At 66.4% G+C, this 25,768-nt stretch carries 21 protein-coding genes; 10 read left to right on the plus strand and 11 right to left on the minus strand.

Annotated features, from left to right (window positions below; translation table 11 throughout):
* The first annotated feature begins 79 nt into the window (after window positions 1–79).
* Complete coding sequence (locus tag ACIBJI_RS08695; RefSeq protein ID WP_396958168.1) at window positions 80–871, plus strand: SDR family NAD(P)-dependent oxidoreductase; 792 nt, start codon at window positions 80–82, stop codon at window positions 869–871.
* A gap of 229 nt (window positions 872–1,100) precedes the next feature.
* Window positions 1,101–2,501 (plus strand): FCD domain-containing protein, encoded by a 1,401-nt coding sequence (locus tag ACIBJI_RS08700; RefSeq protein ID WP_364343081.1) that lies wholly within the window; start codon window positions 1,101–1,103, stop codon window positions 2,499–2,501.
* Window positions 2,502–2,777: 276 nt separating this feature from the next.
* On the opposite strand, the gene ACIBJI_RS08705 is transcribed toward ACIBJI_RS08700, so the two are convergent.
* The 7 genes from ACIBJI_RS08705 to ACIBJI_RS08735 all read right to left on the minus strand — a co-directional run bounded on the left by ACIBJI_RS08705 (window position 2,778) and on the right by ACIBJI_RS08735 (window position 11,726).
* Window positions 2,778–4,031, minus strand: coding sequence for a MaoC family dehydratase N-terminal domain-containing protein (locus tag ACIBJI_RS08705; protein ID WP_364342495.1), 1,254 nt, complete (start codon window positions 4,029–4,031; stop codon window positions 2,778–2,780).
* A 22-nt stretch (window positions 4,032–4,053) separates the two neighbouring features.
* A complete protein-coding gene (locus ACIBJI_RS08710) occupies window positions 4,054–5,550 on the minus strand; it encodes an AMP-binding protein (RefSeq protein WP_364342498.1) in 1,497 nt (498 codons plus the stop codon).
* Between the two features lie 1,061 nt (window positions 5,551–6,611).
* Window positions 6,612–7,727 (minus strand): acyl-CoA dehydrogenase family protein, encoded by a 1,116-nt coding sequence (locus tag ACIBJI_RS08715; protein WP_396958167.1) that lies wholly within the window; start codon window positions 7,725–7,727, stop codon window positions 6,612–6,614.
* Window positions 7,727–8,197 carry a VOC family protein gene (locus ACIBJI_RS08720; protein WP_364342504.1) on the minus strand — a complete coding sequence of 157 codons (471 nt, stop codon included), beginning with the start codon at window positions 8,195–8,197 and terminating at the stop codon, window positions 7,727–7,729. Before ACIBJI_RS08720 ends, ACIBJI_RS08715 begins: the two co-directional genes overlap by 1 nt.
* A gap of 20 nt (window positions 8,198–8,217) precedes the next feature.
* Window positions 8,218–9,417, minus strand: a complete 1,200-nt coding sequence (locus ACIBJI_RS08725) for a cytochrome P450 (protein ID WP_364342507.1) — start codon at window positions 9,415–9,417, stop codon at window positions 8,218–8,220.
* 340 nt (window positions 9,418–9,757) lie between these two features.
* Entirely contained in the window at window positions 9,758–10,990 is a 1,233-nt protein-coding gene (locus ACIBJI_RS08730) for a CaiB/BaiF CoA transferase family protein (protein ID WP_396958165.1), read from the minus strand.
* A gap of 76 nt (window positions 10,991–11,066) precedes the next feature.
* A complete protein-coding gene (locus ACIBJI_RS08735) occupies window positions 11,067–11,726 on the minus strand; it encodes a TetR/AcrR family transcriptional regulator (RefSeq protein ID WP_397083553.1) in 660 nt (219 codons plus the stop codon).
* An 84-nt stretch (window positions 11,727–11,810) separates the two neighbouring features.
* Here ACIBJI_RS08735 and ACIBJI_RS08740 point away from each other — a divergent pair, with 84 nt between their 5' ends.
* From ACIBJI_RS08740 to ACIBJI_RS08755, 4 genes are all read left to right on the plus strand, one after another.
* Entirely contained in the window at window positions 11,811–12,830 is a 1,020-nt protein-coding gene (locus ACIBJI_RS08740; protein WP_364342516.1) for a phosphotransferase family protein, read from the plus strand.
* 18 nt (window positions 12,831–12,848) lie between these two features.
* Window positions 12,849–14,168, plus strand: coding sequence for an acyl-CoA dehydrogenase family protein (locus ACIBJI_RS08745; RefSeq protein WP_364342519.1), 1,320 nt, complete (start codon window positions 12,849–12,851; stop codon window positions 14,166–14,168).
* The gene (locus ACIBJI_RS08750) at window positions 14,165–14,911 is read left to right on the plus strand and encodes a glucose 1-dehydrogenase (protein WP_364342522.1); all 747 of its coding nucleotides are present in this window, start codon (window positions 14,165–14,167) and stop codon (window positions 14,909–14,911) included. The genes ACIBJI_RS08745 and ACIBJI_RS08750 overlap by 4 nt, the downstream gene beginning before the upstream one ends.
* A 79-nt stretch (window positions 14,912–14,990) precedes the next feature.
* A complete protein-coding gene (locus ACIBJI_RS08755) occupies window positions 14,991–15,590 on the plus strand; it encodes a cysteine hydrolase (protein WP_364342525.1) in 600 nt (199 codons plus the stop codon).
* Between the two features lie 324 nt (window positions 15,591–15,914).
* On the opposite strand, the gene ACIBJI_RS08760 is transcribed toward ACIBJI_RS08755, so the two are convergent.
* From ACIBJI_RS08760 to ACIBJI_RS08770, 3 genes are all read right to left on the minus strand, one after another.
* Entirely contained in the window at window positions 15,915–16,985 is a 1,071-nt protein-coding gene (locus ACIBJI_RS08760; protein WP_397083556.1) for a phosphotransferase family protein, read from the minus strand.
* Window positions 16,986–17,267: 282 nt separating this feature from the next.
* Window positions 17,268–18,776 carry a class I adenylate-forming enzyme family protein gene (locus ACIBJI_RS08765; protein ID WP_397083558.1) on the minus strand — a complete coding sequence of 503 codons (1,509 nt, stop codon included), beginning with the start codon at window positions 18,774–18,776 and terminating at the stop codon, window positions 17,268–17,270.
* 10 nt (window positions 18,777–18,786) lie between these two features.
* Window positions 18,787–19,098 carry a hypothetical protein gene (locus ACIBJI_RS08770; protein WP_364342534.1) on the minus strand — a complete coding sequence of 104 codons (312 nt, stop codon included), beginning with the start codon at window positions 19,096–19,098 and terminating at the stop codon, window positions 18,787–18,789.
* A 295-nt stretch (window positions 19,099–19,393) separates the two neighbouring features.
* Here ACIBJI_RS08770 and ACIBJI_RS08775 point away from each other — a divergent pair, with 295 nt between their 5' ends.
* Window positions 19,394–20,167 carry an enoyl-CoA hydratase/isomerase family protein gene (locus ACIBJI_RS08775; protein WP_364342537.1) on the plus strand — a complete coding sequence of 258 codons (774 nt, stop codon included), beginning with the start codon at window positions 19,394–19,396 and terminating at the stop codon, window positions 20,165–20,167.
* Between the two features lie 42 nt (window positions 20,168–20,209).
* Window positions 20,210–21,202, plus strand: a complete 993-nt coding sequence (locus ACIBJI_RS08780; RefSeq protein WP_396958161.1) for an LLM class flavin-dependent oxidoreductase — start codon at window positions 20,210–20,212, stop codon at window positions 21,200–21,202.
* Window positions 21,203–21,243: 41 nt separating this feature from the next.
* Here the strand turns inward: ACIBJI_RS08780 and ACIBJI_RS08785 are convergent, their stop codons facing one another.
* Window positions 21,244–22,740, minus strand: a complete 1,497-nt coding sequence (locus tag ACIBJI_RS08785) for an MFS transporter (protein WP_364342544.1) — start codon at window positions 22,738–22,740, stop codon at window positions 21,244–21,246.
* A gap of 298 nt (window positions 22,741–23,038) precedes the next feature.
* Between ACIBJI_RS08785 and ACIBJI_RS08790 the strand changes: the two genes are divergently transcribed.
* On the plus strand, window positions 23,039–24,517 hold the full coding sequence (locus ACIBJI_RS08790) for an aldehyde dehydrogenase family protein (RefSeq protein ID WP_397083561.1): 1,479 nt from the start codon (window positions 23,039–23,041) through the stop codon (window positions 24,515–24,517).
* 79 nt (window positions 24,518–24,596) lie between these two features.
* Entirely contained in the window at window positions 24,597–25,757 is a 1,161-nt protein-coding gene (hsaA, locus tag ACIBJI_RS08795) for a 3-hydroxy-9,10-secoandrosta-1,3,5(10)-triene-9,17-dione monooxygenase oxygenase subunit (RefSeq protein ID WP_397083563.1), read from the plus strand.
* Window positions 25,758–25,768: the final 11 nt, after the last annotated feature.

Below are 25,768 nucleotides of genomic sequence, written 5' to 3' on the forward strand. Positions count from 1 at the left end.
GGGATTCGCGGCATTCTCCGCGATACACCTTGATCACACAGTAAAAAGAGTATACTCCTTTTTAACGAAAGGATCTGCGATGCGCACGACCTCCGAGGAGGAGCAGGTAGCGGCGGACCGCCCGCTCACCGGCCGCCGCGCCGTGGTGACCGGTGCGGCCACCGGAATCGGCGCCGCGGCCGTTGCCGCGTTCCTCGATGCCGGCGCCGATGTCGTCGGCCTCTTCCATCAGACACCCCCGCCGGATGAGTTGAAGGGGCGCTGCGACTGGTTGTCCTGCGATGCGCGCGACCGCGCTTCCGTCGCCGCCGCCTTCGAATCGGCCACCGCGATCCTCGGCGGACTCGATATCCTGCTGAGCGCGGCGGGCCTCTGGCAGGCCAGCACGCCGGAGACGCTGACCGAGGACGAGTTCGATTTCGTACTGGACGCCAACCTTCGGACCACAATCCTCACCAATCAGGCGGCGTTCGAGCGCATGCGCGACACGGGCGGTCGAATCATCAATCTCGGTTCGGGCGAAGCGATTCGCGGAAATCCGCTCGCGCCGCACTATGCGGCGGCCAAGGCCGGTGTGCAGGCATGGACCCGGTCCGCGGCGGCGGCATGGGGAAAGTTCGATGTCACGGTGAACGCACTCGCACCTGCGGTCGAGACGCCGGGCACCGAACGGCTTCGGGAGCATCTCGGCCCCGCGGGTTCGGCCGCGCTCGCCGAACGCCTGCGCGAGACCATCCCACTGCGCGGTGAACTCGGTGATCCGTACGCCGACCTCGGGCCCGTTATGGTGTTCCTGGCCGGACCGGGGTCACGCTATATGACCGGCCAGTTGATCGCGGTCAGCGGTGGATTGCAGATGCTGGGCGCTTGATCCGGTGAGTGAGTGACAAACAGTGGCCCTAATCCCGTCATTCACCACTTCCCCCCGCACGTCGCACACGCTTTTGGCCAACCGGCCAGTAGACTGAGGATCCGCAAAATCCGCATTGAGGAGTTGGCCCATAGTGACTGCCGTCGACGTCGAGCCCGCCGACAGCGAGCAGGACTCCGACCTCACCACCGTCGAGACCGGCGCACCGGTCGGCAAACTCGCGGCCCAGATCGCCCGTCGTATCGAGGCGGATGTCATGCGCCGCGGTTGGCCGGTCGGCGAATCCCTGGGATCCGAGGTGGACCTGCGCGAACGCTTCGGGGTCAGCCGAGCGGTGCTGCGCGAGGCGGTGCGGCTGGTCGAACATCATCAGGTCGCCAAGATGCGGCGCGGCCCCAATGGGGGCCTGTTCGTCTGCGCTCCCGATGCCGGGCCTGCGACACGAGCCATGGTGATCTACCTCGAATACATCGGCACCAGCGTGTCGGATCTGCTGCAGGCCCGGCTGCTGCTGGAACCGATCGCGGCGGGTCTTGCCGCGGAGCGGATCACCGAGGACGGAATCGATACCCTGCGCACGGCACTCGAACACGAACTCCGCCACGCCGAGGCGCCTGAGGTTCAGTCGCAGGATCCGTTGCATCCGATGCTCGGTGCATTGTCCGGAAATCCGGTGCTGCATTTGTTCATCGATGTACTGACCCGCCTCACCGCACGATATGCGCATACCTCACGCCGGCTCTCGAAGGCCGAGATACTGAGCTCCAAAGAGACTTCACGTATCGCGCATCGGGCCATCATCGAGGCCGTCATCGATGGCGACGGCGCGCGAGCCCAGACGGATCTGACCGCACACCTGGAGTCGGTGGCCGCCTGGATCGAAAAGCATCGGGTGCGTCGTGGCCAGCGGGTCGCGGGCAATGTGATCGAACCCGAAATGGTCGAGGGGCCAAGGGCAAAGCTGGCCGAGGTGGTCGCCGCCAGGATTCATGACGATATCGCCGCGCGCGGCTGGCAGGTCGGCATGGTGCTCGGCTCGGAGACCGATATGCTCGCCCGCTACGAGATCAGCCGTGCGGTGCTGCGCGAGGCCGTCCGACTGCTCGAATACCACGCGGTCGCCCAGATGCGCCGCGGGCCGGGCGGTGGACTGGTCGTCACCGAACCCGAACCGCAAGCCAGTATCGACACGATGGCGCTGTTCCTGGAATACGAGGGCGTCACCGCAGACGATCTGCGAATCGTCCGCAATGCCATCGAACTCGGCACCCTCGCCCGGGTGACCGCGCGCCACGCCGACGGCGACAACGAAGTGGCGCAACGTCTTTCGGCAGCGGTCCGGTGGCCGACCGACGGTCCCGCCGACGACCCGCGCAAGGCCGACCTCTTCCACACCGAATTGGCCGATTTGGCTGGGAATCCGGTACTTTCGCTGTTCCTGTCGATCATCACCGAGCTTTTCCGCCGCCATGCGGCCGGACACGATCAGCCTCTCCCCGGCGACACCGCCGCTGCGGAAGTCGAACACGTACACCAACTCATCCTCGACGCGATCGTCCAGGGCGATGCCGGAATCGCCCGGCACCGCATGCGCCGCCACCTCGACGCCCTCGCCCCCTGGTGGCACTGACCCTCCCTGCCACACGGCGGTGTCAGGCCGCCAACTCGGCGTGATGTGATGGTGCAGCGCACGGATTCGCGCGCCGCGCACGATCTCGCCGGGCAAACTCGCGCGCGTCACGCCAGAACATGCGCGGCATGGCACCGAACTCGTCCGTGCCACTGGGTGCTTCGGCGATCGGGAGCGCTGCCGTATAGCCGCTGACGGCCTCGCACAAGCTATATCGTGTTTCACTGTGTGCGGTCGTCAGTAGATCTGCGGCAGCGCGGTCCCGGTCGCCGGGGGTCAGCCGGTGACGCTGAACCGGGCCAGTTCGTGGGACACCATGCCGTCCAGATCAGGGGCGGGGGGCGTGGGGAGTTCGACGGGGTGATCTCGTGTCGGGAGCAGCACTACGGCGGTGCCGGGGGTGGTGATCTCACCTCGCTGGTTCTCGCAGCGCACCTCGAGGTGAATCTCGTTGCGCCCGTCGGCCTGTCGCTTGTCGACGACGGTGCCGCGCACCCAGGTGGTGTCGCCGATGTAGTTGAATTTGCGGTGTTCGCAGCGCAGCTTCCACAGCCAGCCGTCGTCGCCGATCCAGTCGGTGAGCAGGTGACACAGCCAGGTCTCGCGCATGCCGCCGTAGTCATAGGAATTCGGAAGGCCGAGCTCCTGTGCCCGCGCGGGCTCCCAATGCAGCCGCTGCACGGTATCCGGAATGTTCAACCCGTTGGCCGGGTACAGCCCCGGTGCCTTGCGCCGGATATTGGCGGCGATCTTGAATGCGCCCGGTGGGGTGAGCTGCATACCCCAGCCCAGATGCCAGACGACCACATCGGTGGTGGTCAGCGGCCCCTTCACCTTGGGTTGCAGCACCTCGCCGACCGCCACGTCCTCCCAGTAGCGCGGTTCGGTGCCGCGCCTGGTCTCGGCGGCGTACGCCGCGTCGATTTCGGCGAGTTGCGCTGGCGTATAGGGGGTTTGCTCCATTTTCTCTTTGGCCCGCTTACTCGAGGTGTGCCGCTCGGCATTGATCCAGGTACCGCGCCGCACGGCGTGCATCTCACCGGATCCGTTGGTGTACAGGTAATCCTGGGTGACGTGCGCGGTGCGGCCACCGAAGCTGCTGCGCTTGGGCTGCACGCCCACCTGTGTCTGTAGGACCCTGCTGCGGTCACCGAGGCGCAGCGGCTGCCACCACTCGAATTCCATTACGGCCTGATAGGAGCCCAGTCCGGCGAAGGGGTCGCCCTTCAGCAGTGCCTTGGTCTCGGCGTCCGGCTTCGGTGCGGCATCTTCGCCCATCGTGTACAGGAAGGTGGGTGGCGCGATGAGCGAACCCCAGCGGGTGCGTTGCGCGTATTCCGGGTCGCAGTACAGCGGATTGTCGTCGCCGTAGCCGAATGCGAAGTGGCGCACACCATCCCAGGTCACCTGGTAGTTGTGCGGCGGATTGCGCTGCGGATTCGGTATGCCGAGGCGGCGGCGGGACCGCTCGATCGCCTGGTCGGTCAGCACGCCGAACTGCTCGGCGGACTTGTCCTCGGTGCTCGTCACAGATCCTCCTCGATCCTTACGGTCAGGCCGTCGTGCGTTCGGCGAGTCGGGCTCGCACGATATCCAGCAGTTCCACGCGACTCACCTTGCTCGACGGTGTACGCGGCAATTCGTCGAGCACGACGATGTGCGCGGGCACCTCATAGGGCATCAGCTGAGTACGGCAGAGCGCGACGAGTTCGGCGACCGCGGGCGGCGTGCGTCCGGGTTCGATCTCGACGGCCGCCACCGGCACCGCGCCGAGTCGCGCATCCGGCAGTCCGGCCACCGCCGCCTCCCGCACCGCGTCGTGCGCTTCCAGTACGCGTTGGACCGTCTCCGGCTGCACCTTGAAGCCGCCGCGAATAATGGCGTCATCGGCGCGGCCCTCGATCCACAGGAACCCGTCCTCGTCGATTCGGGCCAGATCACTGGTGCGCACCCACACCGCGGCGCCCTGTGCGGTCTGCTCGGTTCGGACCTCGAGCCGTCCGGTCTTCCCGGTCGGCAGTTCGATGCCGTTCTCGTCGGTCACGCGCAGCTCGACGCCGTCCAAGGCGCGCCCGGTACTGCCGACCTTGCGGTCCCACCACTGCTCGTGCATCGGCAGTGTCCACCCGGCGACGGCACCGGCGAATTCGGTTGCGCCGTAGGTCATCAGGACGCGCAGACCGTATTTCTGAAAGAACGCGTCGGCGAGTTCGGGCGGACAGGGCGCGGTGCCGGAGGTAACCACCTGCAGGCTCGCCAACCGCTGCTTCGGCACATCGGCCTCTAGCACGGTGCGCAGGGCCGCGGGCACCAAACTCACCGCACGCAGCTGGTGGCGTTCCACCGCACGCAGCCACGGCTCCAAGGCGAATTTGGACATCAGGATCATGCGACGCCCGGTGGCCAGACAGGCCAATGCCCGCCACAGCCCGCCGATATGCACCAGCGGCGCGGATACGAGTGCCGCCGATCGTGTCAGCAGCCGACCAGGCTTCGGCGTTTGTCCACCCGAAACGAGGGCGTGGTCGAGCTGTCCGACGCGTAGGTGCACCCGCTTCGGCGGACCGGTCGTGCCGGAGGTGAGCATTTCGACGGCGACGCCCGGATTGGTCGCGGCGTCAGGGGCGGTGGCACCACCCGCCGGACGCAGCGCACCATCGGTGCCGAGTTCCATGGCGAGACCGTGCGCGGTCACCGCGGCGAGTACGCCCGCACGCGCGAGCGCCTCGGACCCGGCGATAACGATCGGAAGCTCGCAGCGGGCGATATCGGCCGCGAGCCGGGCGGCAGGCTGCAGCGGGCTGAGCATCACCACGCAGCGCCCGGAGGCGATCACCGCGGCGACGACCGCGACATGTTCGGGACGGTTCTCCAACACAACGCCGACGCGCGCGTCGGCGCGCAGGCCAGCGGCATCGAGCGCAGCATCGACGGTCCGCGCGGTCTGCTGGACCATGCCCCAGGTCCACCAGCGCTCCTCGTGCTCGATCGCCTCGGCATCGGCGGGCGCCTCGGCCAGCAACAGGGACAGTCGGTCGCGAATTCCCATGTGATCAGCCTTTCGGAAGGCCGAGCACCTGCTCGGCGAGAACGTCGGTCGAGGTGTTCGACTCCGCGCGATAGCGCCGCATCGGGCCGTTGCTCGGACCACTCCGTCTTGCGCGGAGATCGAGTCCACGAGCTCACCACTCGAATAAGAGTACACTGATTTATTCATTCGAACAGACACCCGAGAAGCCTGATAGATCACATCCGTGGCATGAAGGTGCAGATTTCCGCACCAGATTTCCAATCTGCCACCTGATTCCAGCGCGCGAACCGGACCGCGGCACCAGTAAAGAGAGCGGCGGACCTAATGCCTACTTTGGCTCAGCCGACTCATTTCAGGGCACCGTTACCCCAACCGTTTGCGGAATCAACGGATCCCACACCCGCGCCGACATCGCTACAGCGGCCGAGCGGATCCCGGCGGCACTACACGGATCACTTGCAGCGGCTACACCGCGACACCGCCGCTCCACCCGATACCCCAGCGCGGTCGGCGCCAGCAGCTCGAACTGGGGAGACAGCGACCGTCGGTTACGCGCGGCCGACCGGGTGACGCCCGCGGGCCTGGCCGCTGCCACAGTCGGTCCACGCGGTGTCAGGAAACCGTTCTGAACCAAGACCATGGATCTCGGCGACACGGTGCCGCCATGTCCGCGTGTACGCGGCCTGGCCCGCCACCCCGACGCTGCATTCCAGGCGTGATGCTGCGCCTGACAGGACCACCGAGACCTCCGCACGCGAGTCGCCGGAAAGCCTTGGCAGAGTGCGGATTCGGGGCCGAGCCAGCGCCGTCGACATCTCCTGGCCCGGCCGCTGCCGCAGTCGGTCCACGCGCGGTGTCAGGAAACCGTTCTGAACGAAGACCATGGATCTCGGCGGCACCGTACTGCCACTGCCACGTCCGCGTGTATGGGGCCTGGCCCGCCAACCCGCCGTTGCATTCCAGGCGTGATGCTGCGCCTGACAGGATCATGGCGACGTCCGCACGCAGTCGTCGGAAAGCCATGGCCGCGTGCGGATTACGGGCCGGGCCAGCGCCATCGACATCTCCCGGCCCGGCCGCTAGATTCCGACGAGGTCGGCCAGCCGCGCCCGATGCGAAGCCGGGCCGCCGAACAGCTGCTCGGAGGACTTCGCGCGCTTCAGATACAGGTGCGCGTCATGCTCCCAGGTGTATCCGATGCCACCGTGGATCTGGATGTTCTCCTTGGCGGCATGGGTACCGATCTGCGAGCAGTACGCCGCCGCCAATGCCGCGGCCGTCGACAGCTCGGTCGAACCGGCGGCCGCCACAGTGGCGGCATGGTAGGCGGCCGAGCGTGCCGCCTCGACCTCGAGCAGCATGTCCGCACACTTGTGCTTGATGGCCTGGAACGAGCCGATCGGCCGGTCGAACTGAACCCGGATCTTGGCGTATTCGACCGCGGCGTCCAGACATGCCTGCGCCACACCGACCTGCTCGGCGGCCAGCGCGACGACCGCGAGGTCGAGAACGCGGCGCAGATACGCCGGGGCATCCGTGGGCGGGCTGATCCGTTGCGCCACAGCGTTGTTCAGGTCGATCTTGGCCAGTCGGCGGGTCGGATCCAGCGTCTCCAACCGGGTTCTGGTGACCCCGGCCGCGGTTGCGTCCACGGCGAACAGTCCGAGTCCGGCCTCACCGCCCGCCACGACGAGCAGCAGATCGGCTTTGTCGCCGTCGACGACGAACATTTTGGTGCCGGACAGCGTCCAGGCCTCCCCCGCCCGCGTCGCCATGGTGGTGACATCCGCCAGCCGCCACGAGCCGCTCTCCTCGGCCAGCGCCAGTGTCGCGGTCAGCGAGCCGTCGGCGACTGCGGGCAGCCAGCGCGCCTTGGCCGACTCGTCATCGCAGGTGGAAAGCGCCTGGCCCGCTAGTGCGACCGTCGAGAAATATGGCGAGGGTAGCAGCGCCCGCCCCATCTCCTCGAGCACGATGCCCAATTCGACCGGACCGCCGCCCGATCCGCCGTACTCCTCCGGCAATGCCAGGCCGTGCAGGCCGAGTTGCTCGGCCATCTGCTTCCACAGCGCGAGATCGTGGCCCGGTTCGGTTTCCATCCAGTGCCGCACCGCCGCACTCGGGGATTTGTCCGCCAGGAAACGGCGCACGGTAGCGCGGAGTTCTTCCTGCTCCGCCGTGAACGAAAAGGCCATCACCGCGGCAACTTCGAGCGCAGATAGACATCGAAGTCCGGCATCCGCGACCGGTCGACGATCTCGAGCCGCACACCAGAAGGCGCCAGGTGGTAGGCGAAGATCGACGGCTCGCCGTCGACCACCGCGCAGGCCTCCAAGGCGAATCCCGCCGCCTCGAGCCGCTTCGATGTGGTCGCGACGTCGTCGCAGAAGTAGCCGAGATGGTGCGTCGCGACGTGCGGCGGCGCCGCCGTCCACGGTGTCCCGGGAATCTCCTGCACCAGTTCGATGTGCGGAGCGTCGAGCGAATAGGTGAAGCTCAGCTGCATCACCCGCTCGCCGTCGGCCAGCCGGACCGGCACTTCGGCGGTTTGCGTCGCGGTCCACCGGTAGCCCGCGAGCTCGGTCATCCGCACTTTCCATTCCTCGATATCCGGCACCACTATCCCGGTGTGATAGAGATCCGCGGCGCGGAGTATTTGTGTCACAGGGGAATCCGTCACGGCGATCACCACTCCAAGCGCAGTGACTGGATGCCGTACATGTTGCCGTGCTGCGACAGCTCCTGTCCGGGCACGATCCGATATTCCGGAATCCGCTTGTGCCACTCCTCGACCGCCACATTCAGCTCCAGGCGCGCCAGATGCGAACCCAGGCAACGGTGCGGACCGGATCCGAATGCGATGTGATTGGTCGCGGTGCGATGCAGATCCACCTCCAGCGGATTCTCGAACCGCTCGGGATCGCGATTGGTGACCGCCAGCGGCAGCATCACCATCTCGCCTGCCTTGACCGGGCAGCCACCGATCTCGGTGTCGCGCATCGCTTTCCGGGCGGGCACCACGAACGAGTAGACGCGCAGGATCTCCTCTACGCTCGTCGCGATCAGCGACGGGTCGGCGATGATCGCCTCGCGCTGCTCGGGATGGGTGGCGAAGTGATAGAGGGCCCAGCCGATGGAGATCGGGACCGTATCGAAGCCCGCCTGGAACAGCAGAATGCAGAACGCGTGCATATCCGCATCGCTGATCGGCTCGCCATCGATCTGGTAATTCATTGCCCGCGAGAGCAGATCGTCACGCGGGGCCTCGCGCCGCAGTGCGATCTGCTCGTCGAAGTAATCCGAAACGGCCCGCATCGCGGCAAGTTGTCGGGACCCTTCTGGATCCTCGTCGTAGGTCAGGTGCAGCATGTCGTGCACCCAGTCCAGGAAGATGGGCAGATCCGCCTCGGGCAGGCCGACCAGCCGCATGAAGATAATGGTCGGGAACCGGCGGGCGAATTCGTCGAGGACATCGGCACTGCCGCCGTCCTTCAGCTGATCGATCAGCTCGATCGCGACCTGCCGGATCTCCGCCTCACGGGCGGCGATGGTCTTCGGGGAAAAGTCGTTGCCGAGCAGTCGCCGCCATTTCGTGTGCACGGGCGGATCCAGCATCTCCGGAATCCAGAGGAACCTGGGATTCGGCTCGAGTGCGGTCACCGAGGTGTTCGAGAAGGTGCGCCAGTCCTGCAGCGCCTCCTGCACCGCCCGACCTTCCGTGACGACCCAGTACCCGCGCGCGATGGTGCTGCGGAATCCGGAATGGGTGCGGGCGATTTCATCCCATCGCCGCTGATGACTCAGGACCGGACCGCCGAGCCGGTTGTCGAAGTGATACGCGGGGACACCGTCGTAGGTGCCCTCGGGCTCGAGCGCAGTGCTCATCGCTGATCCTCTCTGGAAGGCGGCCGCACCGGGCTGCTGTATTCGCGTCCCCGCGGGCCGGTGGGCGTTACGGCCGCACCCATGCCGCATCGCGGCCTCGTAGTACGTCACGCGCATGCCGCGACCCGGCATGCCTCGACTCGTCGTGCTGGTCCAATATATCGGCCAGCCCTTATTTCGTAACCTCTTTTGCCTTCTGTTGACGAATTCTTCCTCGTCGTGCGCTGAAACAACTCGCAATTAGCAGCCTATTTGACTGCCAGCGCCAGTCGAGGCGCTATCCCATGGGATGGACATTCAGCTTCCGACGAGGACACATTCCCTTCGGCATGTCTCCCGGTCAGGTGACCGCGCCGTCGATCTTCAGCGCGATCAGCTCCTCCTCGCTGAGACCGAGCCCGAGCAGGATTTCGTCGGTATGTTCGGCGAATTGCGGTGCCCGCGTGAGGGTTACCGGCGTTTCGTCGAACTGGACCGGGTTGGCGACCAGTTCACGGTCGACGCCGTCGGCATCGACCACCGGGACGATCAAATCGTTGGCACGCAGCGACGGATCCCGACCGACCTCCCACGCGTTCTGCACCGCCGCCCATTGCCCCTCCCCACTGCCGAGGATCTCGACCCACTCGTCGAAGGGACGCGCCGCGATGATCTCGGCGACGAGCTCGGCGGCCCGCGCCGCATTGGCCATCAGCTTCTCGGTGCTGTCGAAGCGTTCATCGGCGGCCAATTCCGCGCGACCGGCCAGCCTGCAGAACTCGGGCCAGTAGCGGCCGGGTTGCAGCATCGACAATTCGAGCCACCGCTGATCTGAAGTGCGGTACGCCCCGATGAGCGGGTTCGTGGCCGAACCGTGCCGCGGCGGCGTATTCACCGGCAGCGGACCACCATTCATCAATGCGAGATTGACCGTGAACTGCGTCGCCCAGGCGCCGACGCCGAGCAGTGAGACGTCAACGACCGACGGTTCCCCCGTCATCTTCCGCGAGTAAAGGGCGGCCGCGATACCACCGGCAATGGTCATGCCGCCGATCGAATCGCCGTAGGCGCCCGCGGGCATCCGCGTCATACGGTCGGCGTCGGGCGGGGTCACCCCGGCGGCGCTGCCGCCGCGCGCCCAGAATGCCGTGCTGTCGTAGCCGCCCTTGGTCGCCTCCTCGCCGCGCACACCGAAGCCGCTGCCTCGCACGTAGATGATGTCCGGGTTGATCGCGCGCACGTCCTCGAGGTCGATCCGCAATTTGGCTCGCGCCTGCGGCAGGAAATTCGTCAGGAATACATCGCTGCTGCGGATCAACTCCTCTAGCACCCGGCGTGCGGACGGTTTCTCCAGTGCGAGACCGACACTGCGTTTGCCCCGGTTCGGGCCCTCCATGATCGGGAAGAACGACGATCCGGCGCTGTTCGCCTCGTAGCCGAGCACCCTGACCAGTCCGCGCTGGGCATCGCCCCGTTCCGCGTGCTCGATCTTGATCACGTCGGCGCCCCAGTCCGCGAGCACCGCACCCGCCGCCGGGACGAAGGTGAACTGCGCGACCTCGAGTACGCGCACGCCCTGCATCGGTTTGTGCATCGAACCAGCTCCTCTTAGCGTCGGTAATTCAAGAAGAGTATCCGCTATTCAACCGACACCACAAGGTTGTGCGGCCTCAGACCGCATCGGCCGCCCTGGGCTTCAATGGCACGATCCAGGCCACGAGATGCTCCACATCCAGGGCCGTCGGCACCCGCTCGGTCCACAGGAACTGCTCCATCACGGCGAAGATCGCACATGCGGCGACCATGGCGTCACGGTCCGGATCCGGGCTCCCGCCCGCCGCCAACGGCACCGCGAGCAGTTCGGCGATCCGGCGACGCAGCTCGACACCACCGAAGGCCGATCGCCCGTCGCGGGACGTATTGCGCAGCACCGCCCGTGTCGTCGCGGCCACCTCCCGGTCGGCCGCCTGCTTGAAAACCACCTGTATACAGGCCCTGACCTGATCGACGGGGTCGGTATAGCGAGCACATCGGCGACGGATATGACCGAGCAACCGCCGGGCTCCGTCGTCGGCGATCGCGGCCATGAGATCGTCCTTGCTCCGGAATGCCCGATAGAAGGCGTCATTGGAAACCCTTGCCCGGCGGACGATCTCGACGATTCGCGGATTTCCGTCCGGATCGTCGCGCATCAGCTCCATGCCCGCGTCGAGCAGGCGGCGCACTTCATCCCGTGCGATCGCGTAGCGATCCCCCGTTCGCCGCCGCACCGCCCGGGCCACCAGGGATTCGCCATCGACGGGGTCGTCCCCGACGTGTGGACTCGTCATATAAAAGAGTGTACTGTTCGAACATCGATTCACCAGAATCGTTTTCTTGCACGGTGGTATGGCGTTCTGTCGAACGGAGTTGGAATGGCCGAGGGGTCACAGGTCGTAGGACCGCGGATCGGCATTGCCGATCCCGCCGATATCGCGCTCCGTGCGGCCGCGGCGATCGGCCGTCCACTGCACGAGCTGACCCAGCTGACCGGTGGCACTTCCAGCCTCACCTACTCGGCCGTGACCGATGAGCGAGTTCGCGTCGTGGTCAAGGTCGCTCCGCCGGGTCTCGAGCCGGTCCGGAACCGGGATGTGCTGCGCCAAGCCCGCGCACTCACCGCCCTCGCCGCGGTGCCCGCCGTGGCCGTGCCGCGGGTGCTCGGTTCCGATGTCGGCGCACCGCCGCAAGTTCCGCCGCTGTTCGTCATGTCCTTCGCGGACGGTGAGGGTTACGAACCGCGCCATCTCGAGCTCGAACGTCGCCCCGCTCCGAACGAGGTGCGTGCGCGGGCGGCGGCGGCGGCCAGCATGCTGGCGGCACTGCATACGGTCGGCCCCGCCGAATTGGGCATCGACGAACCGGCGGTCGCCCTCGACACCGAGGTCGAGCGGTGGCAGCGGGCCTTCGCCACCTGTGTGCTCGAACCAGATGCCGAGCTCGACGAAGTCGAGTGCCGGACACTGCTCACCACGGCAGTTCCGAAGCCGCTGCCGCCCGCACTCCTGCACGGTGACTGGCGGCTGGGCAATATGCAGTGCGTCGGGACCGAAATCCGGGCTGTGATCGATTGGGAAATCTGGTCGGTCGGCGATCCGCGCCTGGACCTGGCGTGGCTGCGACTGATGTCCGATCCCGCCCATCCCACGGCCGTCGCGCCCGCGGCACCGACGCTCGAACCCGACGAACTGCTCGCCGCGTACGAGACGGCGCGCGGCACACCGGTCGCGGACCTCGGCTGGTTCGACGCCTTGGTCCGCTACAAACAGGCCGCCGCATCCGCGCTGCTGGTCAAGAACGCCGTACGCCGCGGGCAGGTCACCGAGCGGGTGGAACGGATGCGCCACGGCATCCGGCCGTTGCTCATGGCCGCCCGCACCTACCTGACCCACTGATCCCTTTCGGAGGACCCGATGCTGGATTTCACGATCGAACCCGAGTTCCAGGCCAAGCTGGACTGGGCCGCGGAGTTCGTGCGCAAGGAGGTCGAGCCGCTCGACCTGCTGTTCCCGCACGGCGGCGACCCGTACGACACCGGTAATGAAAAGGCCCGTGCGATCCTGCGGCCGCTGCAGGAGCAGGTCCGGGCGCAGGGCCTGTGGGCCTGTCACCTCGGCCCCGAACTCGGTGGGCCGGGCTACGGTCAGGTCAAACTCGCCTACCTCAACGAGATCCTCGGCCGATCCTATTGGGCGCCAACGGTTTTCGGCACCGCCGCACCGGACACCGGTAATGCGGAGATCCTGGCCATGTTCGGTACCGAGGAGCAGAAGACCCGCTACCTACAGCCGCTGCTCGACGGCGAGATCGTCTCCACCTTCTCGATGACCGAACCGCAGGCGGGCGCCGACCCGAAGGAGTTCGTGTGTCGCGCCTGGCGTGACGGGGATGAATGGGTGATCGACGGCGAGAAGTGGTTCTCCTCCAATGCCAGGTACGCGGCATTCCTCATCGTCATGGCCGTCACCGATCCGGATGCGCCGCCACACGCCCGCATGTCGATGCTGATCGTGCCCGCCGAGACGCCCGGCATCGAGATCAAGCGCAATGTCGGAACCATGGATGAACGCGACGCCCTCGATGAGGGCATCCACGGCTACATCCGCTACCACCAGGTCCGCGTTCCACTCGACGCCATGCTCGGCGCACCCGGCGAGGGCTTCAAGGTCGCCCAGGCCCGCCTCGGTGGCGGTCGCGTCCACCACGCGATGCGCACGGTAGGCAAATGCACCCGCGCCTTCGACATGATGTGCGAGCGAGCGCTGTCGCGCCGCACCCAGGGCACCCTGCTCGCCGATAAGCAGGCCGTTCAGCAGTTCATCGCGGACTCCTGGATCGAACTGCAGCAGTACCGATTGCTGGTGCTGAACACCGCCTGGATCATCGACACGCAGCCGCACGGCGCCGCCCGCACACAGATCGCGATGTGCAAGGTGGCGATGGCCAAGGTGCTGCACGACATCATCCAGCGCGCACTGCATCTGCACGGATCGCTCGGCACCACCAACGAGCTGCCGCTGGCGAAGTGGTGGATGGCCGCCCCGAATCTCGCCCTCGCCGATGGTCCGACCGAGGTGCACCGCACCACTGTCGCCAAGCAGATGCTGAAGAAGTACCGGCCCGCCGAGGGGCTGTTCCCCAGCGAGCACATTCCGCCGAAGCTCGAGGATGCGCGAAAGCGCTACGCGCACATCATTAATGACGACAGCCTGAGCGGTGGGGTGAACGCATGACGGCGGGGCTGTTCGACCTGTCCGGCAAGGTCGCGCTGGTCACCGGCGGCAGCCGCGGCCTCGGCCTGGAAATGGTGCGCGCCTTCGCCACCGCGGGCGCGGATGTGGTGATCACCAGCCGCAAACTCGAGGCCTGCGAGGTGGCCGCCAAGGAGGTCCGGGCGCTGGGGCGGCGCGCGCTGCCGTTCGCGGCGCATGTCGGTCACTGGGACGATCTCGGCCGACTCACCGACGCGGCGTACGAGGAGTTCGGCAAGGTCGACATCCTGGTCAACAATGCCGGTATGTCGCCGCTGGCGCCGTCCTCGGAGGAGACCAGTGAAGAGCTGTTCGACAAGGTGATCGGGGTCAATTTCAAGGGCCCGTTCCGGCTCGCATCGCTGATCGGGCGGCGGATGGCCGACGGCGACGGCGGCTCGATCATCAATATCTCCTCCTCGGGCGCGTTGCTGCCGCAACCGCGCTTCGGCCCTTACGCCGGAGCCAAGGCCGCCCTGAATGTGCTGACCACTGTCTTTGCCCAGGAGTACGGCCCGAAGGTGCGGGTCAACACCATCTCGGCGGGCCCGTTCCTCACCGATATCTCCAAGGCCTGGGCGGCGGAGAAACGACACACCACCCGCAGTGCGCTCGGCAGGCCGGGTAAGCCGGAGGAGATCATCAGCACCGCGCTTTACCTCGCCAGCGACGCCTCCAGCTACACCACCGACGCACTGATCCGGGTGGACGGCGGGCTGTACTGAGGGCTGATCCGACTGCCGGACAACGGAATTAATATTTCCGGTAGAGAATAACGTTGCTCTCGGACCGAAAGGTGATCACATGCCATTAACCGAAATAGATGCGCACACCGCGCTGGTCGTCGTCGACCTCCAGGATGCGGTGGTAGCGCTGCCGACCGTGCGCTCCGCGAAGTCGATTGTCGAGCAGTCGATCCGGCTGGCCGACGCGTTCCGGAAACGCAACCTGCCGGTCGTGATCGTGACGGCGGCCGGCGTCGCGCCCGGCCGCACCGAGGCGAGCCGTGCTCGCGCGGCGGGCGGACAGTCCAGCTCGGCGGCCGCGAATTCGGCGGCCGAGGCCGTCGCGCTGCTGTCCGAGTTGGGGCCGCGGCCGGGTGACCACACCGTGATCAAACGGGTCTGGGGCGCGTTCCACGATCCCGTGCTCGCGGCGTGGCTGCGCGAGCACGACGTCACCCAGGTCGTGGTTACCGGTATCGCCACCAGTATGGGTGTCGAATCGACCGCGCGTGGCGCACACGAGTACGGCTTCAACGTCACGATCGCCACCGACGCGGTGACCGATCTGGATCAGGAAGATCACGACTACGTGCTGCGCAAGGTGTTTCCCAAGATCGCGGAAACCGGCACCACCGACGAGATACTCGCCCTCCTCGACAGGTCCACGATCAGCGGATGAATCTCGCCGAGACGGCGGCCTGGACCAACCTCCGGACCCACCAGGGCGACCTGCGCAAAACCCCGCTGCGCGAATTGTTCAGCCGGGAGTACCGGCACGCCCGAAAGTAACCGACGGATCCACCGCACCGACAGCGGTCTTCGCTGCCTAAGTCGCACGCCCACCAGGATGGCCGACAGGATCGGAGCGACGGCGGCGCTGGCGGCCGCAGTAGCGAAAGCCACGGAATACGCAGTTGCCGAGGATATTTCGAGGCCCTCGACCCGCATTGTGAACGCGGCGACCGACTTCGACGTTCCGGGGGTGCGCCTCACCGCGTTCGCGCTATCGGCGCGCCCGATCCGTATCACCCCGTCTAGATCGGCGGTATCGGCCCAGCAGTTCCATCGCCTCGTCCAGCAGCAGCGGGAGGGCGGGCAGCATGCGTTGGTGCATGTCGTTCCACTGGCCGGACTTGCGGCCGCGTTTGATCAGCAAGGCGGTCGCGGCGGACTCCTTGTATTTGGTGAGCGCCTCGAACCACGGCAGGTCCCGCAGGGCGGCGCCGCGCGCCTCCTGGTAGGCGTCGACCAGTTCGGCCTTGCCCGGCATGCCGGTCGGCTCATCGGATACCGACGCCGGATGTGCGGCCTCGTCGGTGAAGAAGGTCAACCAGCTCACGTCGATCCTGGGGTCGCCGAGGGACCAGATTTCCCAGTCGATGATCGAGGTGATGTGGTCGGCCTCGCACAGTGTGTTGCCGAGTCGGTAATCACCATGGGTGAAGACCGGTGTCATGGCGGCGGGCACGGTGGCGCGCAGGCGGTCCGCGACCGCTTCGTATCCGGTGCGCAGATCGTCCGTCACAGTGATGAAAGCCCTTGTCCAGCGGTCGATCTCAGCGCCGAGAGTGACCACCGGCTCAGTCGCGAGCGCGGTGTGCCCTGGGTTCACCCGATGCAGATCGGCGAGCATTCTGGCCGCGTCCAAGGCACGAGCCCGCACCTGGTTCGCGGGCAGCGTGCCGCGCGGCACGAGCACCGGCTCGACGCAGGTACCAGGCACCCGGTCCATGGCGACGAACGGTGGGACCGTCGGCGGTGCGCCCCCGTCGTGGAACAGAACCTTCGGCACCCGCACCCCTGGTCGATCCGCCAGTGCTTCCATGATCCGCGCCTGGCGCAGCACATCTCGGTTGCGAACCGGTGCCAAACCGGGCGGCGCCACCTTCAGCACGACACGTTCGTATCCAGTTGGCGCACCCGTTAATTCGGCCAAGTAGGTCAGGCTCGATGTCCCGCCCGTGAGTGGTTCGATACCGACAACCGTGGCGCCGGGCGCCCAGCTACGGACCGCGGTCGCGCTACGCGCGGTTAGGTCCCGCATCAACGCCGAACTATTCGCGACAATGCTCATACTCACCCTTATCCTTTCGTCGGTACGATCGGCGGACCATATGTGCCGGCTCACGTTTCAGCGAAAGGCTCACGATGTCGTTGCTGCGCCTCCGCACAAGGCTCTGAGCGAGAAGGTGTTTCGCGACTGCGGTCGGCGCGGCGGCGATCAGATTGCAGGTGCCCTACGAGCGGATGCGCATCTCGGCGAGAGTGTTGCGTGCGTCCGGCCGGTCGAACCGCACCCATGCGACGGCCCCCTCGACCGTGGCGTCGTGCGATACCGGTCCCGGTTGGCTGATACTCACCCTGCGGTCGGCTGACGATCGGCCGTCAGCGCCGCGACGATATCTCGGCGCACCAACTTGCCGGTCGCAGTGCGCGGCAGTTCCGGCCAGTACGTGATGTGATCGGGAGTCTTGGAGCCGCGCAATGTCTTTCGCACCTGCGCGCGCAGTTGCTCGGCATCGACGTGCACTCCGCTGCGCGGCACGACGACGGCCTCGATCCGCTGACCCCACTCCTCGTCGGCCACACCGACGACCACCGCGTCGAGCACGTCGGGATGCCGCAGCAGGACGTCCTCGATCTCGGCGGGCGCGATATTCTCCGCGCCGCGGATGATGGTGTCGTCGACCCGGCCCTCGATGTAGAGATAGCCGTCGGCATCGAGGCGGCCGTGGTCGCGGGTGTTGAAGTAACCGCGTTCATCGACCGAGGCACCGTGCCCGGCGTATTCACCCGAGACCTGCTCGCCGCGCACCCAGATCTGGCCGGGCTGCCCGGACGCGGCGACACCGCCGGATTCGGTGCGAACCTCGAGTTCGATACCGGGCACCGGCCGACCGGCCGAACCGATGCGGGCACGCACCGCGGGATCGTCACTGGCGACGGCCGCGCGATGCTCCTCGGGCCCGAGCACCGAGATCGTGGACGAGGTCTCCGTCAGCCCATAGGCATTGACGAAATCGACATGGGGCCACTCGCGCAGCGCGGTCTCGATCACCCGTACCGGCATCTTGGCGCCGCCGTAAGCGAGCCCACGCAACGACGGCACCGCGCGGTCCAGCCCGTCACCGTCCATGATCCGGGCGAGCATGGTCGGCACGACCATCGCATTCGTTATCCGCTGCTCACGCACGAGTTCGAGCCACTGCTGGGGGCTGAACTGTTCGAGGGTGAGCACCCGACGCCCGGCATACAGGTTCGTCAAAACATTCGACACGGCCGCGATGTGGTACGGCGGCACGCTCATCAGCGCGGCCTCGTCGGCGTCCGCGCCCGCGAATTCCACCGTCCCGAGCACATACGACACCAAGTTGTGGTGCCGCAGCACCACACCCTTCGGCGCGGATGTCGTGCCGCTGGTATAGATCAATACCGCCGGTGTTTCCGGAGCCGCCGGAACCTCGTCATCGTCGCCACCGGCATCCGCCGCGGCAGCAATCCACTCTTCGGGACTCCGCACCGACAACCCCGCCCGACGCAATGCCTCGGCCTGCTCAGGATCTGCGATACCAAGTGCGCGTGGGTGATTCGCCAACAACGCGTCCAGTTGCTCCGCACCGAGGCGGTAGTTCACCGGCACCAACGGCACACCCGCCTGGGCCGCCGCGAACAGCGCCACCGGGAAGGCCGGACCGTTGACAGCGAGGTAGACGATCGCGTCGGCACCGGCCGCACGAACTACCCGCGCAGCACCGGCGGCCAGTTCACGCAGCCGAACCGGAGTCAGTCCATCGTCGGTCCGCCCGACCACGATTCGGTCGCCGAAGCCGTCGGCGGCCATATCCAACAGCATCGCTACGTTCATCGATGCGCTTTCAGTCCGAGGCCGGCAGCGGCTTGGCGTTCTTGAGCGGCAGCGCGACGCCGTTCGCCGCCAGCGTGCCCTGACCCGCTTTCGTGCAGAGCAGTTCCACACCGATTTCCTCGTCAGCGTAGCGCTTGCCGAGCTGCGAACCGCCGAGTTGTGCGGGATCGGCGGTGCCCACCGGGACGCCGTCGGGGCCCTTCGGATCGACCATCGCCGCACCGCCACAGGTGATCTCGAGGTCGACCTGCGGAGCGCGGACGACAATGACCGTCGTCGTGTCGACCGTGCTGGCGAGCGTCTGCCCCACGCGTGGCTTCATCGCAACTTCCTCCGTGGATCTCGTCGTGCATCTCGCCCCGACCGCCGCCGTCACGAGCACATCCGGACGACCGAGACCAGAGAAGAGTATACGACTTATCTAGAACCCGCAGCAGTCCGAGGCCAGCCCGAGGTGCCGGACAGCGCGCTGCTATTGCTTGTCTACCACATATTAAGCGGTTCGATTCGGACGGCGACCAGCACGCACTCCAATGTCGCTGGTAGAACAATTTGTTACACTCTAATCCGGCTGCTGCGCCGCATTCAGGCCGACCCACGAACATCGGAGTTTCCGGATGGAGCTGAAAACCGTCCTGTTCGACGTGACCGAGCACGTCGCGACGATCACCCTGAACCGACCGGAAGCGATGAACAGCTTCAATCAGGAGATGCTCGAGGACTTCGATCGCATCTGGCAGCGAGTGAAGTTCGATGACGATATCCGTGTCGTCGTGCTGCGCGGCGCGGGCGACCGCGCATTCTGCACCGGTATGGACGTCAAACAGGGCATCGACCGGCACACCAATGTCTGGTCGCAGACCGATCCCGGCGAGAAGTTGTCGCCCAAGCTCAACCAGGTGTGGAAACCACTGGTCTGCGCGGTGCACGGGATGGCGGCCGGTGGCGCGTTCTATTGGCTCAACGAGGCCGACATCATCATCTGCGCGCAGGACGCGAGCTTCTTCGACCCGCATGTCAGCTACGGACTGACCGCGGCGCTGGAGCCGATCGGGCTCGCGCGCCGCATTCCGCTGGGTGAGACATTGCGCATCGCGCTGCTCGGCCTGGACGAGCGCCTGTCCCCCGAGCGCGCCATGCAGATCGGCCTGGTCAGCGAGATACTGCCGCGCGATCAACTCTGGGATCGCGCCGACGAGATCGCCCGCATCATCGCCGCCAAACCACCCGCTGCCATCCAGGGCACGGTCCGGGCGATCTGGGAGTCGCTCGACACCGGCCGCACCCAGGCACTGCGCACCGGCCTGTCCTACACCCAGATCGGAAACCCCATCGGCAAGGCCGAAGTAGACCGCGCCGCGGTGCCGCGCAGCAAATGGACGCTGCGCTGACGCGCTTCCATCACCGATCACAAAGTCCAAGAGGAGAATTCGATGAAGTTCGGCATGCCGTGGCCCGGCCGCGACGTCGGGAGGGAGGCCGAGCAGGCCGGTGTGCAGGCCTTCTGCACCGGGGACTTCGTCGACCACGACGCCTACCTGACCGTGGCCGAGATCGTCGCCAATACCGAACGCGCACTGGTCGGCCCGGCCATCGCCTACGCCTTCGCGCGTACCCCGTACGCGCACGCCACCGCCCTGCGTCAACTGCACCGCCAGGCGCCCGGCCGATTGTTCCTCGGCCTCGGCACCGCCGCATTCCGGATCAACCGCGACTGGTTCGGCGTCCCCGCCGATCGTCCCGTGGACCGGATCGCCGAGACCATCGATGTGGTGCGCGCCTGGCTGCATGCGGAAAACGGCGAAAAGATCCAGTACTCCGGGGAGTTCTACTCGATCGACGCCGATGTCCGGGCTCCGGTGCTCGGCCGCCTCGATATCCCGGTGCTGCTCGCCGGATTCAACAGCCGGATGGCTGCCACCGCGGGCCGAGTCGGCGACGGTGTGATCGGCCACGGCCTGTTCACCCGCACCTGGTGGAGCGACGTCGTGCGCCCTGCGGTCGACCGCGGCGCGGCCGATAGTGGTCGGAGCCCACTCGAACACGGTTGGATCATCACCGCGATCGATGACAACGCACCCGAACGCGCCATCGCCGACGCCAAGCGGATGATCGCCTTCTACCTCACCGTCAAGACCTACGACCCCTACGTCACCCATCACGGCTGGGAAAGCCCTGTGGCACAACTGCGCTCGGCATTCCGGGCGGGCGATACCGACGGCATGGTCAAGGCGGTCACCGACGAAATGCTCGCCGAGATCGCGCTGTGCGGGACCACCGCCGACGCCCGTGCGGCCCTCGCGCGCCGCGCCGACGCACTGCCCCGCGATGTCGGCTACTTCGCCCCGCCGTCGTATCTGGTGAGTCCCAAACGTCGTGCGGCATATGCCCATTCCAGCCTCGCCCTGATCGGCGCCACATCCTGAGAGAGGGCGGCCGCGTTCGCACGCGGCCGCCCTCGGCTCGATCAGTGCGCCAGTACCGGAGCCTCGGCATCCTGCGCGACAGGCGCCGGAAGTTGTTCGATCTTACGGGGCAGCAGCACGGCGAGCAGCGCGCCGATGGCGCAGGCCACCGCGCCGATCAGGAATGCGACCTGGAATCCCTTTTCCGTGTAAAGCACGGCGCCATGAGTCATTTCGAGCGGGATCGGTGCCATATAGGAGTTGTTCAGCACCGTGAACGCGAGCACCGGCAAGACCGCCGCGATGACACTCTGCGCGGCGCCCGCGACACTCGCCGTACTGGCTTGCAACTGCGGCGGAACCGCTTCGATCAAGAGATTCGGAACCGATGCGTAGCCCAGCCCCATACCGGTGCCCGCCATACCAGCGAACACGAGCAGCAGCGCCTTGTCGTCATGCTTGACCGCGATGAGCACGAAAGCGAGCGCGAACAGCAGCAGGCCGACGATCATCAGCAACCGCGGCCGAACATTGCGGCCGACCAGAACGCCGACCACCACTCCGCCGACCACGACCATGCCGCCGATAGGCGCCTGGAAGACCGCGAATCCCTTTGCGCTGACACCGAATCCGTAGCCCAGTCCGATGGCGGCGGGAGTCATCACCATCATCGGCAGCAGAATCGTGATGAGGGCACTGCAGCCATAACACATGCCCGAGCCGATGGAGATCAGCAGGACCGGCCGCCTGCGCACCACATCCAGATCGAGCAGCGGATCGCGCACGATTCCGGCCGAAACCAACCAGGCCGCCACCAGCACGCCGCCGCCGACGAGGTACGCGAGCGTCGAACCGGTCGTCCAGCCCCAGCTGGGACCGAAGCTGACCGCGACGAGTATGCCCGCGATGCCGAAACCGAGCAGCAGCGCACCGGCGAAGTCGATCCGCGACCGCACCCGCACGGTGGATTCGCCGGTGGTGAGCGAGATCAGGGTGCCGAAGACCGCGAGCCCGATCACGAACAACCAGAAGATGCTGCGGAAACCGTAGTCATCGAGCAGCCAGCCGGTGATGAACGGAGCCGGTATCGCGATGAGTCCCAAACCACTGGTGGTAACGCTGACCGCGAGCGCGACTGTCTTCTTCGGGAACACATCCCGGATCAGCGAATAGGCCAGGAAGACACACGGCGTGAGTACCCCCATCAACGCTCGCCCGGCGATCAGCACCGCGTAACTGGTCGCGACCGCGGAGACCAGCGAGCCGAGCACCGAGACAGCGACGCAGGACAACAGGATCTTGCGCTTGCCGTACATATCGGCCAGCTTGCCGAGCAGCGGACCCGTCACAGCCCCGACCAGCAGGAATGCTGTCAGCAGCCAGGCACCCTGCGTCGTCTGGAAATGCATGGAGATTTCCGGGGCCGCCATCGAAACCATCATGTAGCTGAGGGTGAGTATCTCGAGCGTCAGCACGATCGAGGCCAGGGAAAGCACCAGCCGCGGCGTCCATGACTGTGCGACATCGGGCGATTCGTCGAATTGCATTGCAGGGCTCATCGAACGAGTCCTTTCGGGGGCTGCCACGGAGCTCTCGTTTCCGACTCGCACCGAGCAATCGAGCCGTGGCTGTGGTTGGTGATCGCGTTCGCCCTGCTCGGAGTGGGGCGAAGACGTACGCGACAGCACACTCCCTGTGGGTCGGGTCACACAATCGGACTTTCCACTCAGCGGCAATCGGACAAACGAATCAGCCAGTTCAGCTATTCAGTACACTTTTAAAGCGTGCTGTGCGGGCAGCGCCGCAGGTGAGCCTGCCCAGAAGACCGACGCAGATCCGGCAATCAGGAGACCGAACATGACCACGGCGTACTCGTTCTCGACGCAGCTCTATATCGACGGGCACCGCACCGACGGCGAATCGGACGAGCTCATCAGTGTGCGCAATCCCGCGACGGAGGAGACGATCGCCTACGTCCCGCAAGCCTCGATCCCGGACGTGCGTTGCGCGATCACGGCCGCGCGCAAGGCATTCGACGAGGGGCCATGGCCGCGGATGAAGCCTGCCGAGCGGGCGGCGGTACTGCTGCGCATGGCCGAGGAAATGGAGCGTCGCCTGCCCGAGCTCGTCGCCGTCAATATGTCCGAGGCGGGTTCGGTCCGCTCATTGGCCGAGACCCTGCAAACCCGGGTGCCGGTAGCCCATCTGCGCGATATGGCCGAACGCGTCATGCCGACCTTCGCGTGGGAGCGCCCGATGGAACCCACGATCGCGCCGGGCATCGGCATCTCCCAGGGACAGATCCGGCGCGAGGGCTTCGGGGTCTGCGCACTGATCGCGGCCTACAACTTCCCGTTCTTCCTCAGCATGATGAAGGTGATACCGGCCCTGGCCGCGGGATGCACCGCCGTGCTGAAGCCCGCGCCGACCACCCCGCTGGAATCCCTGCTGATCGGTGACTTCGCCGATGCCGCCGGTCTGCCGCCGGGTGTGCTGAACATCGTGACCGGCGATATCGACGCGGGCCGGGAGCTGACCACCAATCCCATGGTGGACCTGGTCAGCTTCACCGGATCGGACACCGTCGGACGGATGGTCTATACCCAGGCCGCGAGCTCGATCAAGAAGGTCGTGCTCGAGCTCGGCGGCAAGTCCGCCAATATCGTCCGCGCCGATGCCGACCTCGACGGGGCGGTCCGGTCCGCACTGATGGGCATCACGGTGCACGCGGGCCAGGGCTGTTCGATCCTGACCCGCACGATCGTGCACGAATCCGTCCACGACGAACTGGTCGCGCGGCTGCGCGTCGCGCTCGCCGGTGTCCGGGTCGGCGATCCGGCACAGGAATCCACCACGATGGGCCCGCTGATCACCGAGGCGCAGCGGGAAAAGGTAGAGAAGCTGATTCGTGTCGGCGAGGAGGAGGGTGCGCGGATCGTCGCCGGTGGCGGGCGCCCGGCCGGGCTGGACAAGGGCTACTTCGTGGAACCGACCCTGTTTGTCGATGTCGACAATTCGATGACGATCGCGCAGACGGAGTTCTTCGGCCCGGTGGGCGTCGTCATTCCGTTCCGCACCGACGACGAGGCGGTACGCATCGCGAACGACAGCCCATACGGTCTGGCCGGTGCTGTCTGGAGCGCCGACACCAAGGCCGCGTATGAGATCGCCACGCGCGTCCGCGCGGGCGGCATAGCGATCAACGGCGGCAGTGCGGGGGTCAACCCGCGCTCGCCGTTCGGTGGATACAAGCAGAGCGGAATCGGCAGGGAGTGGGGCGAATTCGGCCTAGACGAATTCCTGCAGACCAAGGCGATCAGCTGGGCCGCCCGCTGATCGGCCGGGCAGTGCCGGTGCCTGTTACGCTCCGCCGTGGAGCCAATGGCGTAGGGGGCGAGGACACGAGAGAGCCGGCATGAATGCAGACGTAGCCGCAGCGGTCGGCGAACTGTTGCCAACGCTCGCCGAACGGGCGGCGCTGGTCGACGAGACCGGCGAGATACCGGTCGAGACGATGACCGATCTGATCGGTACCGGCATCTTCCGACTGCTGCGCCCGAAAGCCCAGGGTGGGCTGGAGGCCGATCCGCTGGACTTCTACGACGCGGTGCGCATGGTCGCCACCGCGTGCGGTTCGACCGGGTGGGTGACGTCGGTACTCGGCTTGGCCCCTTGGCATGTGGCACTTTTCGATGAGCGCGCGCAACGTGATGTGTGGTCGGACGATCCGGACGCATTGATCTGCTCGTCCTATGCGCCGGTCGGCAGATTCGTTCCGGTCGCCGGAGGTTACGAAGTCTCGGGCCAGTGGCGATTCGCCAGCGGTTGTGCGCACTCGTCGTGGGCGCTGCTGGGCGGCACCATCGTGGCCGAGAACGGCCAGCCGGTGGATATGGTCAGCGGGCTGGTGCCCTGCGTCGACTATCGGATTTCGAAGGTGTGGGATGCGGCTGGACTGTGCGGCGCGGGCAGCGACGATCTGTACGTCGACCGGATTTTCGTCCCGGAACACCGGGTAACGCGGTTCTACGACATCGCACGACTGGAGAGCCCGGGACATAAGGCGAACCCAGGCCCGCTCTACCGGATGCCATACGGAACCATGTACACCTACGCGAACAGCTCACCCATGGTCGGCATGGCACAGGGTTGCCTCGATGTCTTTCTGAGCCGGATGCGCGACAGTAACCGGCTCAGTTTCGGTGGCGGCAGTATCACCGCGGATCAGCCGACCGCCGCGGCGCGCGCCAGCGCGGAAATCGACGCGGCCATCCTGCAGATGAGCCGGAGCCTTCGCGATTTGTACGAGTGCGTGTGTGCGCGACAGGAGATTCCGCTGGAGTTGCGGTTGCGCGCCCGCCGTGATCAGGCGTGTGGCGCCGAACGCGCGTTGACGTCGATCGATCTGGTTTTCGCGGCGACCGGTGGGATGCTGCTGCGCCGTCGCAATCCGATCGAGCGGGCCTGGCGTGACGCACATATCGCGGGCATTCACGCGTCCAACGATGTCGGCACGGCATTGACGCTCTACGGCCGCGGCACATTCGGATTGCCGGTCGACGACATGTTGGTCTGAGTCCGAATCCG

It is taken from the genome of Nocardia sp. NPDC050408 (assembly GCF_044458905.1).
In the GTDB taxonomy this organism is placed as follows: Bacteria; Actinomycetota; Actinomycetes; order Mycobacteriales; family Mycobacteriaceae; genus Nocardia.